The 17022-nt window shown below is 60.5% G+C and carries 13 protein-coding genes and 1 pseudogene; 5 read left to right on the forward strand and 9 right to left on the reverse strand.

What is annotated here, in order from left to right; genetic code table 11:
- Position 1: 1 nt before the first annotated feature.
- The 3 genes from TU73_RS08745 to aqpZ all read left to right on the forward strand — a co-directional run bounded on the left by TU73_RS08745 (position 2) and on the right by aqpZ (position 3362).
- Positions 2 to 565 carry a peptidylprolyl isomerase gene (locus TU73_RS08745; RefSeq protein WP_057011856.1) on the forward strand — a complete coding sequence of 188 codons (564 nt, stop codon included), beginning with the start codon at positions 2 to 4 and terminating at the stop codon, positions 563 to 565.
- 82 nt (positions 566 to 647) lie between these two features.
- The gene (locus TU73_RS08750; protein WP_057011857.1) at positions 648 to 2480 is read left to right on the forward strand and encodes an ABC transporter ATP-binding protein; all 1833 of its coding nucleotides are present in this window, start codon (positions 648 to 650) and stop codon (positions 2478 to 2480) included.
- Positions 2481 to 2660: 180 nt separating this feature from the next.
- Entirely contained in the window at positions 2661 to 3362 is a 702-nt protein-coding gene (gene aqpZ / locus TU73_RS08755; RefSeq protein ID WP_057011858.1) for an aquaporin Z, read from the forward strand.
- A 54-nt stretch (positions 3363 to 3416) separates the two neighbouring features.
- Here aqpZ and TU73_RS08760 read toward each other — a convergent pair whose 3' ends face one another.
- The 3 genes and pseudogenes from TU73_RS08760 to TU73_RS08770 form a co-directional block, all read right to left on the reverse strand.
- On the reverse strand, positions 3417 to 3665 hold the full coding sequence (locus TU73_RS08760; RefSeq protein ID WP_057011859.1) for a BrnA antitoxin family protein: 249 nt from the start codon (positions 3663 to 3665) through the stop codon (positions 3417 to 3419).
- Positions 3643 to 3920: pseudogene (locus TU73_RS08765) on the reverse strand (BrnT family toxin). Before TU73_RS08765 ends, TU73_RS08760 begins: the two are co-directional and overlap by 23 nt.
- A 77-nt stretch (positions 3921 to 3997) precedes the next feature.
- The gene (locus TU73_RS08770; RefSeq protein WP_057011929.1) at positions 3998 to 5122 is read right to left on the reverse strand and encodes a GNAT family N-acetyltransferase; all 1125 of its coding nucleotides are present in this window, start codon (positions 5120 to 5122) and stop codon (positions 3998 to 4000) included.
- Between the two features lie 285 nt (positions 5123 to 5407).
- Between TU73_RS08770 and TU73_RS08775 the strand changes: the two genes are divergently transcribed.
- Positions 5408 to 6730 carry a putative porin gene (locus TU73_RS08775; protein WP_057011860.1) on the forward strand — a complete coding sequence of 441 codons (1323 nt, stop codon included), beginning with the start codon at positions 5408 to 5410 and terminating at the stop codon, positions 6728 to 6730.
- Positions 6731 to 6760: 30 nt separating this feature from the next.
- Here the strand turns inward: TU73_RS08775 and TU73_RS08780 are convergent, their stop codons facing one another.
- The 5 genes from TU73_RS08780 to aceK all read right to left on the reverse strand — a co-directional run bounded on the left by TU73_RS08780 (position 6761) and on the right by aceK (position 14753).
- Positions 6761 to 6994, reverse strand: coding sequence for an anti-sigma factor family protein (locus TU73_RS08780; RefSeq protein WP_057011861.1), 234 nt, complete (start codon positions 6992 to 6994; stop codon positions 6761 to 6763).
- A complete protein-coding gene (locus tag TU73_RS08785; RefSeq protein WP_043048978.1) occupies positions 6988 to 7602 on the reverse strand; it encodes an RNA polymerase sigma factor in 615 nt (204 codons plus the stop codon). The genes TU73_RS08780 and TU73_RS08785 overlap by 7 nt, the downstream gene beginning before the upstream one ends.
- Positions 7603 to 7747: 145 nt before the next feature.
- Positions 7748 to 8869, reverse strand: a complete 1122-nt coding sequence (locus TU73_RS08790) for a beta-ketoacyl-ACP synthase III (RefSeq protein ID WP_057011862.1) — start codon at positions 8867 to 8869, stop codon at positions 7748 to 7750.
- Between the two features lie 186 nt (positions 8870 to 9055).
- Positions 9056 to 12967: an ATP-dependent RNA helicase HrpA gene (gene hrpA, locus TU73_RS08795; protein ID WP_057011863.1), complete on the reverse strand. Its 3912-nt coding sequence runs from the start codon at positions 12965 to 12967 to the stop codon at positions 9056 to 9058.
- 70 nt (positions 12968 to 13037) lie between these two features.
- Entirely contained in the window at positions 13038 to 14753 is a 1716-nt protein-coding gene (aceK, locus tag TU73_RS08800) for a bifunctional isocitrate dehydrogenase kinase/phosphatase (protein WP_057011864.1), read from the reverse strand.
- A gap of 154 nt (positions 14754 to 14907) precedes the next feature.
- Between aceK and TU73_RS08805 the strand changes: the two genes are divergently transcribed.
- On the forward strand, positions 14908 to 15804 hold the full coding sequence (locus TU73_RS08805; protein WP_057011865.1) for a DMT family transporter: 897 nt from the start codon (positions 14908 to 14910) through the stop codon (positions 15802 to 15804).
- A 22-nt stretch (positions 15805 to 15826) separates the two neighbouring features.
- On the opposite strand, the gene TU73_RS08810 is transcribed toward TU73_RS08805, so the two are convergent.
- Positions 15827 to 16687 carry a DMT family transporter gene (locus TU73_RS08810; RefSeq protein ID WP_057011866.1) on the reverse strand — a complete coding sequence of 287 codons (861 nt, stop codon included), beginning with the start codon at positions 16685 to 16687 and terminating at the stop codon, positions 15827 to 15829.
- Between the last annotated feature and the right edge of the window lie 335 nt (positions 16688 to 17022).

Genomic DNA, 17022 nt, shown 5'->3' on the forward strand with positions numbered 1-17022 from the left:
CATGCTGAAAAAAATCGCCTTCTTTGCCGGTTCCGTTCTGTTCGCTGCCAACCTGATGGCGGCCGAACCTGCCAAGGCGCCCCACGTATTGATCTCCACGACCAACGGCGACATTGAAATCGAACTGGACCCGGTCAAGGCACCCATCAGCACCAAGAACTTCCTTGCCTATGTCGACAAAGGTTTCTATACCAATACGATCTTCCACCGCGTGATCCCTGGCTTCATGGTCCAGGGCGGCGGGTTCACTGCACAAATGTCGCAAAAACCGACCGAAGCGCCGATCAAGAACGAAGCCAGCAATGGCCTGCATAACGTGCGTGGGACCTTATCGATGGCGCGCACCAATGACCCGAACTCGGCCACCAGCCAATTCTTCATTAACGTCGCCGACAATGCCTTCCTGGATCCGGGCCGCGATGCCGGTTACGCCGTGTTCGCCAAAGTGGTCAAGGGTATGGATGTGGTCGACATCATCGTCAACTCCCAGACCACCACCAAGCAAGGCATGCAGAACGTGCCAATCGATCCTGTCCTGATCAAGTCGGCCAAGCGCATCGACTGAGGTCAGCAGCAAGCTTCGCGCGCAGCCCACAAGGCAGCGCGCGCATTTGAAAGGAGAGCCCGCCCGGCGGGCGTCAAGCCTAATGCTCTATCGTCGTTTTGAACAACTGATCGATATTTTCCGCGACGCGCCCAGCGCCGCGCCTCCCGATAAAGTCCTGCCCTTCTATCTCTACTACCTGCGCCAGGTGTGGCCGCATTTCGCCGCCTTGCTGGTGGTGGGCCTGATCGGCGCGCTGATCGAAGTCGCGTTGTTCAGCTATTTGAGCCGCATCATCGACCTGGCCCAGGGCACGCCGCCCGCCGATTTCTTCCAGATCCACAGCACCGAGCTGATCTGGATGGCCGTGGTCGCCCTGCTCTTGCGCCCGATTTTCGGCGCCCTGCACGACCTGCTGGTACACCAGACCATCAGCCCCGGCATGACCAGCCTGATTCGCTGGCAGAACCACAGCTACGTGCTCAAACAGAGTCTTAATTTCTTCCAGAACGACTTCGCCGGACGCATTGCCCAGCGCATCATGCAAACCGGTAACTCACTGCGCGATTCCGCCGTGGCGGCGGTGGATGCGATCTGGCACGTGGCGATCTACGCCATCAGCGCCCTGGTGCTGTTCGCCGAGGCCGACTGGCGCCTGATGATCCCGCTGGTGAGCTGGATCGTCTGCTACAGCCTGGCACTGCGTTACTTCGTGCCGCGCGTGAAGGAACGCTCGGTGATCTCCTCCGAAGCGCGCTCCAAATTGATGGGCCGCATTGTCGATGGCTATACCAACATCACCACCTTGAAACTGTTCGCCCACACCCAATACGAGCAGCAGTACGCCAAGGAAGCAATCATCGAGCAGACCGAAAAAACCCAGCTGGCCAGCCGCGTGGTGACCAGCATGGACATCGCGATTACCACCATGAACGGCCTGCTGATCGTCACCACCACTGGCCTGGCCCTGTGGTTGTGGACCCACTCGCTGATCTCGGTGGGCGCGATTGCCTTGGCCACCGGCCTGGTGATCCGTATCGTCAACATGTCCGGCTGGATCATGTGGGTGGTCAACGGCATCTTCGAGAACATCGGCATGGTGCAGGACGGCCTGAAAACCATTGCCCAGCCGCTGGCCGTGATCGACCGCGACAACGCCCCACGCCTGAGCGTGCCCCAGGGTGAAGTGCGCTTCGAACAGGTGGATTTCCACTACGGCAAGAAGAGCGGAATCATTGGTGGCCTGAACCTGGAGATCAAGGCCGGGGAGAAGATCGGCCTGATCGGCCCGTCCGGCGCGGGCAAATCGACCCTGGTCAACCTGCTGCTGCGCCTCTACGACCTGCAGGGCGGACGCATCCTGATCGACGGCCAGAATATCGCCGAAGTCGCCCAGGAAAGCCTGCGCGAACAGATCGGCATGATCACCCAGGACACTTCGCTGCTGCACCGTTCGATCCGCGACAACCTGCTGTACGGCAAGCCCGACGCCACAGACGAAGAGCTCTGGGCCGCGGTGCACAAGGCCCGCGCCGATGAATTCATCCCATTGCTGTCGGATTCCGAAGGCCGCACCGGGCTGGACGCCCATGTGGGTGAGCGCGGGGTGAAACTCTCCGGCGGTCAGCGCCAACGTATCGCCATCGCCCGCGTGCTGCTCAAGGACGCACCGATCCTGATCATGGACGAAGCCACCTCGGCGCTGGACTCGGAAGTGGAAGCGGCGATCCAGGAAAGCCTGGAAACCCTGATGCAGGGCAAGACGGTGATTGCCATCGCACACCGGTTGTCGACCATCGCGCGTATGGATCGCCTGGTCGTGCTGGAGAAAGGCCAGATCGCCGAGAGCGGCAGCCATTCCGAATTGCTGGCACATGGCGGACTTTATTCGCGGTTATGGCAGCACCAGACCGGCGGATTTGTCGGAATAGATTGATTTCATTGGATAGATGCATGGGCAATTCCGAACAATTCTGACAGTTTTCTCTATCGCACTGGTCTTGAGACACAATCCTGCTGTACTGCAATCAGGCCTCAGGGAGGGCCCTGATTTAAGGCAGCAGGGAAGCGTCACAGACCCGTTAATCAGATAGAGCGATCTATTAAGGATGTGTTCATGTCACTGTTCAAACGTTCCGTAACGGAAGGGCTGGGTACGTTTTGGCTGGTGTTGGGCGGCTGCGGGAGTGCGGTGTTGGCCGCAGCGTTTCCCAATGTCGGAATCGGCCTGCTCGGTGTGGCCCTGGCGTTCGGGCTCACAGTGCTGACCATGGCATTTGCCATCGGGCACATCAGCGGCTGCCACCTTAACCCGGCCGTTTCGGTGGGGCTGGTAGTGGGCGGACGATTCCCAGCCAAGGAGTTGCCGGCCTATATCGTGTCCCAGGTGATCGGCGGCACCATCGCCGCCGCACTGCTGTACTTCATCGCCAGCGGCAAACCGGGGTTCGAACTGGCCTCAGGGCTGGCAAGCAATGGGTATGGCGAGCATTCACCGGGCGGGTATTCAATGGCAGCAGGGCTGGTCTGCGAGCTGGTGATGACAGCGATGTTCGTGCTGATCATCCTTGGCGCCACCGACCGCCGTGCCCCGGCGGGCCTCGCGCCTATTGCCATTGGCCTGGCGCTGACGCTGATCCACCTGATCTCGATCCCGGTCACCAACACGTCGGTCAACCCAGCCCGCAGCACGGGGCCTGCGTTGATTGTCGGTGGTTGGGCACTCCAGCAGTTATGGTTGTTCTGGCTCGCACCGATCCTCGGCGCGGTGATCGGCGGCGTGACCTATCGATGGCTGGGCAAGGATGAAGGGGCTTAAGGCAAACGGGTCAGCCCTGCCGATAAGGCAGGGCTGAATTCAATTCAATGTTGCTCAACCCTGATGGGCCTGCATGTATTGACGCAACAGTTGATTGATACGTGTCTGGTATCCAGTACCTTGCCCCTTGAACCACTCGAGAACGTCGGCATCCAGTCGAATAGTCACCGCCTGCTTCACCGGGACACGAAGCTCGGCACGCCGGAAAAATTCGACGTCCAGCTCGGGGATATCACTGGTATCGATTTCTTCTTCATTCATCTTGGCCAAGCGCTCCCAATCAGTTTTCGATGTTTGCGTCATAGTATTTGGCCTCCTTCTTGGTTGCTTTTCGGGCCGAGATGATACGGATCACATCACCACGCCGCTCGGTATATACGACCACACCCATTAACAATTTGATCCAGCCAATACTGATCCAACGCTCTTCGCCATAATCCGCCCGATCATCGCGCAAGGCCAGCATTGGGTGTCTAAAAATATCAGGGACGTCGTTAAAATCGATGCCGTGCTTAGAATATTGGCTTTGTTCTTGGCTTCATCCCACTCAAAATGCATGGCACATCCTGTATGTACTTTTGTACATACAGGATAGCGATTCGACCGTTCATTCGCAGTAGTGCCAGACCGATGGTTCAGCCCTGCCGATAAGGCAGGGCTGACCTCGCCTCTTCGGCATACGCCAGAATCCCCACCCGTTCACGCTCAAGAAAGTCCGCCACGGCACTCTTGAGCCCCGGATGACGCAGGTAGTGCCATGAGCGCGTAATCACCGGTTCGAACCCGCGAATCAATTTGTGCTCGCCCTGGGCGCCGGCGTCGAAGCGTTGCAGGCCGTGGGCGATGGCGTAATCCATGCCCTGGTAAAAACAGGTTTCGAAGTGCAGCCGGTCGAATTCCGCCAGGCAGCCCCAGTAGCGACCGTAGAAGCTGTCGCCACCGATCAGGCTGAAAGCCATGGCCACCGGGCGCGAGCCTTGCTTGGCCAGCACCACTCGAATGGCCTCGGGCATGCGTTCGGCCAACAGGCTGAAAAACCCGCGGGTCAGGTAGGGCGATTGGCGGCGGACTGCATAAGTATTGGCATAGCAGGCATAGACGAAATCCCATTGGGCTTCGCTCAGTTCATGGCCTTGCAGCCACTCGAACTCGATGCCCTGCCCCGCCACTTGTTCACGCTCCTTGCGCATCTGCTTGCGCTTGCGTGAACTCAAGGCATCGAGAAAATCCTGGAAGTCGCGGTAGCCGCGGTTCTGCCAATGAAACTGGCAGCCCAGGCGTTGCATCCAGCCCGGCTGCCGGGCCAAGGCTCCATCGGCCAAGGCGTCAGTGAAATTGATATGGGCGCTGGACAGCCCTTCGATCTCAAGGTAGCCCGGCAGACTCTTGAGCAACTCGAAGCCGTCCTCGGCATTGGCGGCCAAAACACGTGGGCCGCTGACGGGACTGAACGGCACCGCCGTCAGCAGCTTGGGGTAGTAGTCGATACCGGCGCGCTCACAGGCATCGGCCCAGCCATGGTCGAACACATACTCGCCATAGGAATGCCATTTGCGATAGCTCGGCAGTGCCGCCACCAGGCGCTGCCCCTCCCAGTGCAGCAAATGCTCCGGCTGCCAGCCCGATTGCGGCCCCAGGCTGGCGCTGTCCTCCAGCGCGCTCAAGAACCCATGCCGTACAAACGGCTGCGCCTGCGGCACCAGGGCGTCCCAGACCTGCGGGGCGATTTCGGACAGGCTGTCCAGGCGTTGCAACGGCATCGGCATCCTCACTGATTCTTGGCGTTAAAGCCTGGCGAGTATCGCTTATCGCAACCCGGTGCACACCTTGAAAACACGCTGACAGACTTGGAAATAAATAGTTCCAACCTCACACCATTTGTCATCTAGATGAAATCACTTAGCCACTACTTCGTCATAAACGGTCGCGATACTGACGCCAGTTTTTAGAGCGCCTGGGTCTGCCGGGCGACATTTTTTTCCGTCCGTCATTGGTCGGTTGTGTCCTGGATGGTTTGCCATCCCTCCTCACTTTCGGAGATTGATATGCGTCTTGCTTCCACTAAAACTGCGGCGGTCCTGTGTGGCGGCCTGTTGCTGGCCCTGAGCCTACCGGCCAGCGCTGCAGTCGACGCTAAATTGCTCGACATGCTCAAGGCCAACGGCCAGATCACTGCGGCGCAGTACAGCGAACTGCAAGCAGAGTTGGCCAGGGACCAGAAAGAACAGCAGATCGCACGGCAAGCTCAACAAGAGACCAACGAGCAGATCGCGGCCACCGCGAAAAAAACCAACGAGCTGAGCAGCTTCGACCAGAAACTGGCCTGGGCGGCCAAGACCCAGTTCAAGGGTGACGTGCGCTTCCGCCAGGAAACCATCAAGATCGACGGCGAGCCCAACAACGGCGGGCGTGACAAGGACCGTCAACGTATCCGTGCCCGCCTGGGTGCCTACACCGAGATCAACCCGCAGGTGGACACCGGCATCCGCATCGCCACGGGGGGCGGCGACGACGCTCGTTCCACCAACCAGGATCAGGATGGCTACTTCGATAAGAAATCGATCTGGCTGGACCTGGGCTACATCGACTACCACCCGGACCAGATCAAGAACCTGCACGTGATCGGCGGCAAGATGCTGCAGCCATGGGTAAACATGGGCGACGTGATCTGGGATAGCGACATCAACCCGGAAGGCCTGGCCGTCACCTACAAATACCCTCTTGGCAGCAGCGCCGAACTGTTCGGCAGCCTGGGCAACTACAACCTCAAGGACAACGTCGACGGCGACGGCGTGCAGTTCCGCCACGACCTGCGCCTGACGTCCGGCCAGTTGGGCACGCGTTTCTCGGTTACCGACAATCTGAAAATGACCTTGGGCGGCAGCATCTACGCCTACAAGAATGACGAAGACAGCCGCTGCACAACCACCACCACGCCTTGCGCATTGGCGGTCAACGGCAACTCGGCCAACAACGAATTCCGCCTGTACGAAGGCTTTGCACAAGCAGACATCGGGGGCCTGGCCGTGCCGCTGTCGTTCTACGGCCAGTACGTGAAAAACAACGATGCGGTGACCGACCAGGACACCGCCTGGTTGCTGGGTGCGAAGTCCAAAGTGTTCGGTTTGAACCTGGACTACAACTACCGCGATGTTCAACGTAATGCCGTCGTAGGCGCTTTCACCGATTCGGACTTCGCCAACGGCACCACCGGTTCGCGCGGTCACAAGATGAAAGTCAGCTACGACATCGACAAGAACTTTGCCATCGGCGCCACCTACTTCCTGACCAAGGCTGACTTCGCCAGCCGGACCCAGCGGGATGCCGATACCAACACCTTGCAGCTGGATGCTGAAGCCAAGTTCTAACCGTTACGGTAGGAGCGAGCTTGCTCGCTCCTACATATCCTTACGGCGCTCGGCTGCCATCTGTTCAGCCAACGCATCAGCCCCCTCCACCGGCTCCTGTGGCATACGCTTGAGCGTCGCCTGCATCAGGCGCATCTGACGGATAAAGCGCCGGCAGTTCGGGCAGAACATCAAGTGATGACGCACCATCAAACGTTCACGAAAGGTCAGTTGCCCATCGAGATAATCGCTGGAGCGTGCTACTTGCTCTTTACAGGTCAACATTCGCCCGTTTCCTCAAAATGCTCCACAGTGGCGAAGACTTTAAGCCGTGCCCGATGCAACAGCACACGCACGTTGGAGAGCGAAAGGCTTAGAAGATTACAGATCTCTTCCAGCTCAAGACCCTGGCGCTCACGCAACACCAGCACAGCGCTTTGCAATTGGGACAGGCTCAGAATCGTATGCTCCAGGCATTTGCGCAACTCATCTTCGGTCAGCAACGCTTCCGGGGTGTCCTGGTGCCAGGCGTACGGGGCGACCGCCCAATGGCCATCATCCGGGCTGAAGCGATCATCACCAATGGTGCCGTGGGGCGAAGGCAAATCGTCGAGCAGCACTTCCCGGCGATTGTGTTTGTAACGGCCTTTGGCAGCGTTGGCGGTGATGGTCAGCAGCCAGGTCTTGAGGCTGGAGCGTCCTTCGAACTTGGCCAGGTTGCGCACCACCGAGAGCCAGGCGTCTTGCACGACTTCGTCGGCGTGGCGCTGGCCGACGATGGCATAGGCCACCGCTCGCATTGCACTCTGGTAAGTGGTGACCAATTCCTTGTAGGCCCGCTGCTCTCCCTTGAGCAAGCGTTCAAGCAGGTGCGCGTCATCCGCTGCTGCCATCGTTTACCTCGATATCGCCTTGGAAATACGGTCAATGTGGGAGCTGGCTTGCCTGCGATGCAGACAACTCGGTGATTCAGGCACACCGAGCCGATGCATTCGCAGGCAAGCCAGCTCCCACATTTGACCGCGTCCGGCCGCGCAATCAGCGTTTACGCAGGATCACGCTGCCGATGGAATAGCCGGCGCCGAACGAGCTAAGCACCGCCACGGCGCCCTTGGGCAAGTCGTCCTGATAGGTGTGAAACGCAATCACCGAACCGGCGGAGCTGGTATTGGCATACGTATCGAGGATCACCGGCGCTTCTTCCACCGATGCCTCGCGCCCCAGCAGCTTCTTCACGATCAGGTGGTTCATGCTCAAGTTGGCCTGGTGCAGCCAGAAGCGCTTCACATCGGTGACGTCCAGCTGGTTTTCCGCCAGGTGTGCACCAATCAACTCGGCCACCATCGGGCAGACATCGCGAAAGACCTTGCGGCCTTCCTGCACGAACAGCTTGTCAGGGGCGCCGATGCCCTCTTCCGCGGTGCGGTTGAGGAAGCCGAAGTTGTTGCGGATGTTATTCGAGAACTGGGTCAGCAGCTTGGTGCTCACCACCTCGAACTGGTGCTCGGACGTCGCCAGGTCAGCGCGCTCCAGGATAACCGCGGTAGCGGCATCACCAAAGATGAAGTGGCTGTCGCGGTCACGGAAGTTCAGGTGGCCGGTGCAGACTTCCGGGTTGACCATCAGGATCGCCCGGGCCTGGCCCAACTGGATGCTGTTGGCCGCGTTCTGGATGCCGAAGGTGGCCGAGGAACACGCCACGTTCATGTCGAAACCGAAACCCTGGATACCCAAGGCTTCCTGGACCTCGATAGCAATCGCCGGGTAGGCGCGCTGCAGGTTCGAGCAGGCGACGATCACGCCGTCGATATCCGCGGCAGTCTTGCCGGCGCGCTGCAGGGCCTGTTCGGCGGCGCCGACGGCCATCTGGCAGAGCACCGACCATTCGTCGTTGCTGCGCTCGGGCAGGCGTGGGGCCATGCGCTGCGGATCGAGGATGCCGTCCTTGTCCATCACAAAACGGCTCTTGATGCCGGATGCCTTTTCAATGAACGCCGCGCTCGACTCGGTCAGCGCCTGCACATCGCCACGTTCGATAGCGGCGGCGTTGTCAGCGTTGAACTGTTGTACGTAGGCATTGAAAGACTGCACCAGCTCTTCGTTGGAAATGCTGTTGGCCGGGGTGTACAGGCCAGTGCCGCTGATGACGACGTTATGCACGGTCGTTCCTCTAAATCTGTCAGGCAGAAGATGTTGGTACCGTCGTACCAAAATTAAAGTCGTTCGATGTCATCCAGCGGGCATCAAACTGGCAATGCTTTTATTCAATCTTGTAACCGCGAAGTTTGCCACAACACCGGGGATTTGGCGCTATAGGCCAAACAAACACCTTGTGCGGGAAGGGCTTCAGGGCTCTACCTGGCTCCACTGCTTGCTCAAGCGCTTATCGGAAATGGGCACTTTGGTGCCCAATTGCTGGGCAAACAACGACACTCGGTATTCCTCCAGCCACCAGCGGTACAGCTCCAACTGCGGGTCGCGCTTGCCTTCCTGGGTGTGTTTGTTCACGCGGTTCTGGTACTGCGCCCACAGGCCACCCAATTCGCTGCTCCACACGCGGTCCTTTTGCACCTGGCTCGGCAGTTTTTCCAGGCGCAGTTCGATGGCCTTGAGGAAACGCGGCAGTTCCTTGAACCACTGGGCCGGGGTTTCCCGCACAAAACCTGGATACACCAGGTTGCCCAGTTGCTGCTTGATATCGTTTAAGGCCACGGCCTGGGCCAGGTCAATCTTGCCTTTAAAGCGCTTTTGCAGGCCGTGCCAGAGCTTCAGCACCTCCAGGGTCAGGCGCGCCAGGCGTTCGGCGTGTTCGGTCCAGCTGCCGCGCTTGCGTTCCGCCAAGGCCGCCAGGCCGGCGCCATCACGAGGCAGGCTGGCTTCGCCTTCCAGGACGCAGGTGTCGAGGCTGGCCAGCAGGATGTCTTCCACCAGCGCGTCGATACGCCCCAACTCGCGGTACATCAAGCCCAACTCGGTCAGGCCCGGCAATTTGCCGCGCAGGAATTTCGCCGGTTCGGCCAATTGCTGCATCAGCAGACGCTGCAACGCGCGGCGATGCTGGAACTCAGCCTCGGCGGCGGTAGAGAAACGGCCTTCCTTGACCGTGCCGTTTTCTTCTACCAGCGCCGGGTACACCGTCATCGACAGCCCGGCGATGTTTTGCTGGGTCTTTTCGGCCACCGCCGCGAACACCTTGGCTTCCACCGGCTGCTGGCTTTTCGCGGTCTGCGGCACAGCCAGGGCGGCCTGGCTGGCTTCGGCAAACCGTGCGGTCAGCTCGGCGAGGTCGCGGCCTTCGCCAAGGAACTTGCCCTGGCCGTCGACCACTTCCAGGTTCATCTTCAGGTGGCTTTCCACCTGTTGTGCCGCTTCGGCCCAGGCTTCATCGCTGACCCGCGCACCGGTCATGCGCAGCAGTTCGCGCCCCAGCGCCTGGGGCAGCGAGCCCTGGCCGAACTCGATGCGTTGCAGCGCCGCCTTGACGAAGTCCGGCACCGGCACGAAGTTCTTGCGCAGCGCCTTGGGCAAGTTACGCACCAGGGCGATGCACTTGGCTTCGATCACGCCCGGTACCAGCCACTCCAGGCGCTCGGCAGGCAACGCCGGCAGCAACGGCGCCGGTACACGCAAGGTGACGCCGTCGCGAGGGTGATTGGGTTCGAAGTGGTAACTCAAGGCCAGCGCCAGGTCGCCCAGGTGCAAGGTGTCCGGGTAATGCGCGGCGGTGACTTCGCTGGCCTCGCGGGCCAGCACATCTTCTTCGCGCATGATCAGCAGTTGCGGGTCTTTCTGGCTGTTGACCTTGTACCAACTGTCAAAGGTGGCCGTCTGGTGGATCTCCGCCGGCAGGCGCGCATCGTAGAACGCATACAGGGTTTCCTCATCGGCGAGGATGTCGCGACGGCGGGCCTTGGCTTCCAGTTCGTCGAGTTGCTCCAGCAGGCGCTGGTTGGCTGTCAGGCACTTGGCGCGGGACTGAATCTCACCGCGTACCAGGCCTTCACGGATAAACAACTCACGGGACACCACCGGGTCAATCGGCCCGTAATGCACCGGCCGGCGCCCGACCACGATCAGCCCGAACAGGGTGATCTGCTCAAACGCCACCACCTGGCCGCGCTTCTTCTCCCAATGGGGTTCGAAGTGGTTTTTCTTGATCAAGTGCCCGGCCAGCGGCTCGATCCAGTCGGCGTCGATCTTCGCCACCATGCGCGCATAGAGCTTGGTGGTTTCCACCAGCTCGGCAGTCATCAGCCATTGCGGGCGCTTCTTGCCGATACCGGACGAGGGGTGGATCCAGAAACGCCGCTGCCGCGCACCGAGGTAATCGCCGTCTTCGGTCTTCTGGCCGATCTGGCTGAGCAGGCCGGACAGCACCGCCTTGTGCAGCTTGGGGAAGTCCGCCGGTTCTTTATTGACGCTCAGCTGCATGTCGCGACAGATCAGGCTCAACTGGCGATGGGAATCGCGCCACTCGCGCAGGCGCAGGTAGTTGAGGAAGTTCTTGCGACACCAGTTGCGCAGCGGGCTGGCGGTCAATGCCTGGCGCTGCTCTTCAAAACCGCGCCACAGGTTGACCAACCCGGCGAAGTCCGAGTCCGGATCCTTCCACTGGGCGTGGGCCTGGTCGGCCGCTTGTTGACGCTCCGGTGGGCGCTCGCGGGGGTCCTGGATAGACATGGCGCTGGCGACAATCAGCACTTCCTGCAAACTGCCGAGCTTGGCCGCTTCCAGCAACATGCGGCCCATGCGCGGGTCCACCGGCAGGCGCGCAAGCTGGCGCCCCAAGGGGGTGAGCTGGCTGTTACGGTCCACCGCCGAAAGTTCCTGCAGCAGGTTGAAACCGTCGCTGATCGCCTTGCCATCCGGCGGTTCGATAAACGGGAAATCGGTGATCTCGCCCAGGCGCAGGTGCAGCATCTGCAGGATCACGGCGGCCAGGTTGGTGCGCAGGATTTCCGGGTCGGTAAATTCCGGGCGTCCGAGAAAATCTTCTTCGCTGTACAAGCGAATGCAAATGCCCGGCTCGACCCGGCCGCAACGGCCTTTACGCTGGTTAGCGCTGGCCTGTGAGATCGCTTCGATGGGCAAACGCTGCACCTTGGCGCGATAACTGTAGCGGCTGATGCGTGCCGTGCCGCTGTCGATCACATAGCGAATACCCGGCACGGTCAGGGAAGTTTCCGCGACGTTGGTCGCCAACACCACGCGCCGGCCCGGGTGGGATTGGAAAATGCGCTGCTGCTCGGCCGGTGACAGGCGCGCATACAGCGGCAGAATCTCGGTGTGCTTGAGCTGGGCCTTGCGCAACATGTCGGCCGCGTCGCGGATCTCACGCTCGCCGGGCAAAAACACCAGCACGTCGCCAGGGCTGCGTCGCTCGCTGCGTTCATAGGCAGCGATTTCATCGAGGGTGGCGAGGATCGCCTGGTCGACGGTCAGGTCGTCCTCGACACGGTTGCCCTCTTCATCCTGCTCCAGGGTCAGCGGGCGATACCAGGTGTCCACCGGGAAGGTGCGGCCCGACACCTCAACAATCGGCGCGTCGTCGAAGTGCTTGGAAAAACGCTCCAGGTCGATGGTCGCCGAGGTGATGATGACCTTCAGGTCAGGGCGACGCGGCAACAGGGTCTTGAGGTAGCCGAGCAGGAAGTCGATGTTCAGGCTGCGTTCGTGGGCTTCGTCGACGATGATCGTGTCGTAGCGCTCGAGGTAGCGGTCGTTCTGGGTCTCGGCCAGCAGGATGCCGTCGGTCATCAGCTTGACCAGGGTGTTGGCGTCGCTCTGGTCCTCGAAGCGCACCTGATAGCCGACCAACGCGCCCAATGGCGTGGCCAACTCCTCTGCCACACGGCTGGCGACACTGCGCGCCGCAATCCGGCGCGGCTGGGTGTGGCCGATCAGGCCGTATTGGCCGCGGCCGATTTCCAGGCAGATCTTCGGCAATTGGGTGGTCTTGCCCGAGCCGGTCTCGCCGGCAATGATCAGTACCTGGTGCTTGAGCAGTGCGTCCTTGATTTCATCGCGCTTGGCGGCAATCGGCAGGCTGTCGTCATAGCGAATCACTGGCAGGCTGGCGCGCCGTGCCGTGACCTGGGCACAGGACGCTTGCATGCGCGCCACCCACTGCGCCAGCTTGTCCTCATCGGGCTTCTTGCGCAGCTCGAGCAACTGCCGACGCAAGCGGTGGCGGTCGGCGAGCATGGCGTGATCGAGGTTTTTCAGCAGTTGGTCGATGGTGGGTGCTTGGTCAGTCATCAGGTACGTTTGGGTCGTCTATTTATGCAGGGGGCGGATTGTCGCAGAAAACCCTGGATGTGCGCGCCCCTCATTCGTTGTCACGGTCCCGGCGCCGGTAGGGGAACACGTCGATGACCTTGCCGGCGCGAATCGCGTCCTGCAGGCCCTTCCAGTAATCGGCGTTGTACAACTCGCCATGCAGCTCGTCGAACAGCTTGCGCTGGCCGGCGTCGGCAAACAGGAACGGCGGGAATTCCTCGGGGAACACGTCCAGCGGGCCGATGGAGTACCAGGGCTCGGAGGCCATTTCATCCTCGGGGGTGCGCGGTGCGGGGATATGCCGGAAGTTGGCTTCGGTAAGGAAACAGATCTCATCATAGTCGTAGAACACCACGCGGCCGTGACGGGTGACGCCGAAGTTTTTCAGCAGCATGTCGCCGGGGAAGATATTCGCCGCTGCCAGCTGCTTGATCGCCAGGCCGTAGTCTTCCAGGGCTTCTCGTACCTGGGCGGGGTTGGCGTTGTCGAGGTAGAGGTTGAGCGGGGTCATGCGCCGCTCGGTCCAGCAGTGGCGGATAAGGACCGTGTCGCCTTCGACCTGGACCGTGCCGGCAGCGACTTCCAGCAGCTCGGCCAGGCACTCTGGCTCGAACTTGCCCAGGGGGAAGCGAAAGTCGGCGAATTCCTGGGTGTCGGCCATGCGCCCGACCCGGTCGACACTCTTAACCAGGCGATACTTCTCGATCACCGTGGCGCGGTTGACGTTTTTCGACGGCGAAAAGCGGTCCTTGATGATCTTAAATACGGTGTTGAAGCCCGGCAGCGTAAACACGCTCATAACCATGCCGCGCACGCCGGGGGCCATGATGAACTGGTCATCGGTGGTGGCCAGGTGGTTGATCAGCGCACGGTAGAACTCGGATTTGCCGTGTTTGTAGAAGCCGATCGAGGTGTATAGCTCGGCAATGTGCTTGCCCGGCAGGATGCGCTTGAGAAAGCCGATGAATTCGGCGGGCACCGGCACATCGACCATGAAATAGGAACGGGTGAACGAGAAGATGATCGACACGTCGGCTTCGTCGGTGATCAACGCATCGATCTGGATGCCACGGCCTTCGCGGTGCAGCAGCGGAATGACCAGGGGCCATTGTTCGTCACGCGTGTAGATGCGCCCTACCAGGTAGGCACCTTTGTTGCGGTAGAGCACCGAGGAAAACAACTCGACGTTGAGGTCCGGGTCTTTGCATACCCAATCCGGCAGGTTTTCCCGCAGTTGGGCTTCGAGGCGTTGCAGGTCTGCCGGCAGGTCGGCGTAGGGCTCGCTGAAACTGTAGTCAGCAAACACCTGCGCGAGCATCTGCGCAATATTGCCGGCTGGCGTGTAGATCCGGGTTTGCGCCGCCCTTGCATGGCGCTGGCTTGGCCGAGTGGTGTGGATGAACATGCAGCGGTCACTGATCAGATCATGGCTGAACAGGCCGCAGAAGATCGAGTTGTACCAGGTCTCGGACAGCTCATCGTCAAAGCGCAGGTCGATCAGGTCGATATAGGCGCTTTTCACCTGGGGCCACAGGTCGATGTCCAGCAGCGCGGCCGCTTCGGTGCTGGCCCGCAGGCGCGCGGTGACCTCGGCGACTTTCTCTTCATAGAGGTTGATACGCGCCGCCGAGGCGGCCTGCCCCTGCTGCCACTGCGCCTTCTCGAAACGTTCGCGGGCACCATCGGTGATCAGGCGAAAGTGCTCACGGTAATCGTCAAAACCGTCGAGGATCATCCGGGCGATAGCGAGGGCGGGCTGCGACATGCGGGAAACCTCGAGCGGGTAGCTGGAAGCCCAGAGCTTAGCCAGTGAACGGTGGCAGGAGAAGGAAGATTTTTCATGGGCTGCGGTACTTAGAGATTGTGTCGACCAGGACGCTGGGCAACACTCCCCCGCCTGATTGGCGTAGGAGTTTTCCGTGAGACCTGTTGATACCCTCTACTTGCTGGGGCTGGCGGCCATTTGGGGCGCGAGTTTCCTGTTCATGCGCATCATCGCGCCGGAAATCGGCACCGTGCCGACTGCGTTTTTCCGCGTGTCGATTGCCGCCGCGGGGTTATTGGTGATCCTGGCGATGATGCGCGTGAGCTGGGATTTCCAGGGCAAGTTCAAGACGGTGCTGCTGCTGGGCGTCATCAACTCCGGAATTCCCGCGACCATGTACTCGGTGGCGGCCCAGGTATTGCCGGCGGGTTATTCGGCGATCTTCAATGCCACCACGCCGCTGATGGGCGTGCTGATTGGCGGGTTGTTCTTCAGCGAACGACTGACACCGTCGAAAGTTGCGGGGGTCGCCCTGGGGCTGCTTGGCGTAGCCGTGCTCACGCGTGCGGGGCCGGTGGCCTTTGATCTGCAATTGTTGATGGGCGCGCTGGCGTGCCTGCTGGCGACCACCTGCTATGGCTTTGCCGGTTTCCTGGCGCGGCGCTGGCTGGATCAACGCGGCGGGTTGGACAGTCGCCTGTCGGCCCTGGGCAGCATGCTGGGCGCTACATTGTTCTTGCTGCCGTTTTTTGCCTACAGCGCCATCAGCCAGCCACCAGCGAGCTGGGGCGGCTGGCAGGTGTGGGCGTCGCTGCTGGGGTTGGGGCTGGTGTGCACGGCATTCGCCTACATCCTGTACTTCCGCTTGCTATCGTCCATTGGCCCGGTCAAGTCGATGACCGTGACCTTTATGATCCCGCCGTTCGGCGTGCTATGGGGCGCGTTGCTGCTGGATGAGCCATTGTCCATGGCCCATCTGTATGGCGGGGTGTTGATTGCCGGGGCGTTGTGGTTGGTGCTGCGCCCCGCAAAAAGGGTAGGAGCGAGCTGACTCGCTCCTACAGGGGTGGGTTTCAGTTTTTACGGAACACAAACACCAGACCGACGATGATCAACGCCATCCCCAACAGGCTCAACACGGCCAGGCGGTTGCCGAAGATCAGGTAATCCATCACCGCCGTCACCGCCGGCACCAGATAGAACAGGCTGGTGACATTCACCAGGTTGCCGCGGGCGATCAGGCGATACAACAGCAGCGTTGCCAACACTGACACCACCAACCCCATCCACAGCACCGGCAGGTAAAAGCTCGCATTGTGCTCGAAATGGAAGGGCTGGAACGGCACGAACACCGCGCACAACAATAGCCCGGCCAGGTATTGCAGCGGCAACGTGCCCAACGGATTGTCGGTGATACGCTTTTGCATGATCGAGCCAAACGTCATGCTCGCCAGCGCCAGCAGCCCGAACAGCATGCCGGCCAGGGACATGCCTGCCAGCCCGATACCCTGGTACACCACCATGATCAACCCGGCCAGGCCCAACCCCAGGCCGAACAACCGGCGCCCGGAGCGCTGGCGTTCCATCAGCACCACGGTGAGGATCGGCTGTACGCCCATGATGGTGGCCATCACCCCAGGGGTGACTTTGAGGTCCAGGGCCAGCAGATAAAAAATCTGATAGGCCCCCAGCAGCACGAGGCCCGTCGACACCGCATACAGCATGGGCTTGCCGGGACGTGGCAGCTGTAACTTGAGGATTGGCACCAGCACCACCAGCCCGACCAGGGCGATGGCAAACCGGATCAGCAAAAAGGCAAAAGGGGAAGCATGAGCCAGGCCCAGCTTGGAGAAAATCGCCCCGCTGCTCCACAGCAGGACAAACAGGCTCGTCGAGGCCGCCGCGGCCACGGATTGTTTCGAAAGAACAGACATGAGTTACCACCTGTGATCAGGCAAAAAAGCCGACTCGGTAAATACCGAATTCCAGTAGGTTTTTTCAGGTAGGCACAGGGCTACAGCGAACAGCTGATCAGCCCGAAATGCCAACACCCGGCGGTGATACGACTGCGTACACCGGCGTGCTACTGACAGGTGGGGGGTAGTGACTGATCTGCGCAGGCTGCTTGGCGCCGCACGGCACGACCACAGCGTTGACCGCTGAATCGACTACCGCTATGCGCTGGGAAGCTGGCATGTGCTGATCTTTTTGAAGGGATAAAGACGCGTCGACTATAACCACCCGCAAACTTACTTGGCAATCCTTTCTC

It is taken from the genome of Pseudomonas libanensis (genome assembly GCF_001439685.1).
GTDB lineage: Bacteria > Pseudomonadota > Gammaproteobacteria > Pseudomonadales > Pseudomonadaceae > Aquipseudomonas > Aquipseudomonas libanensis.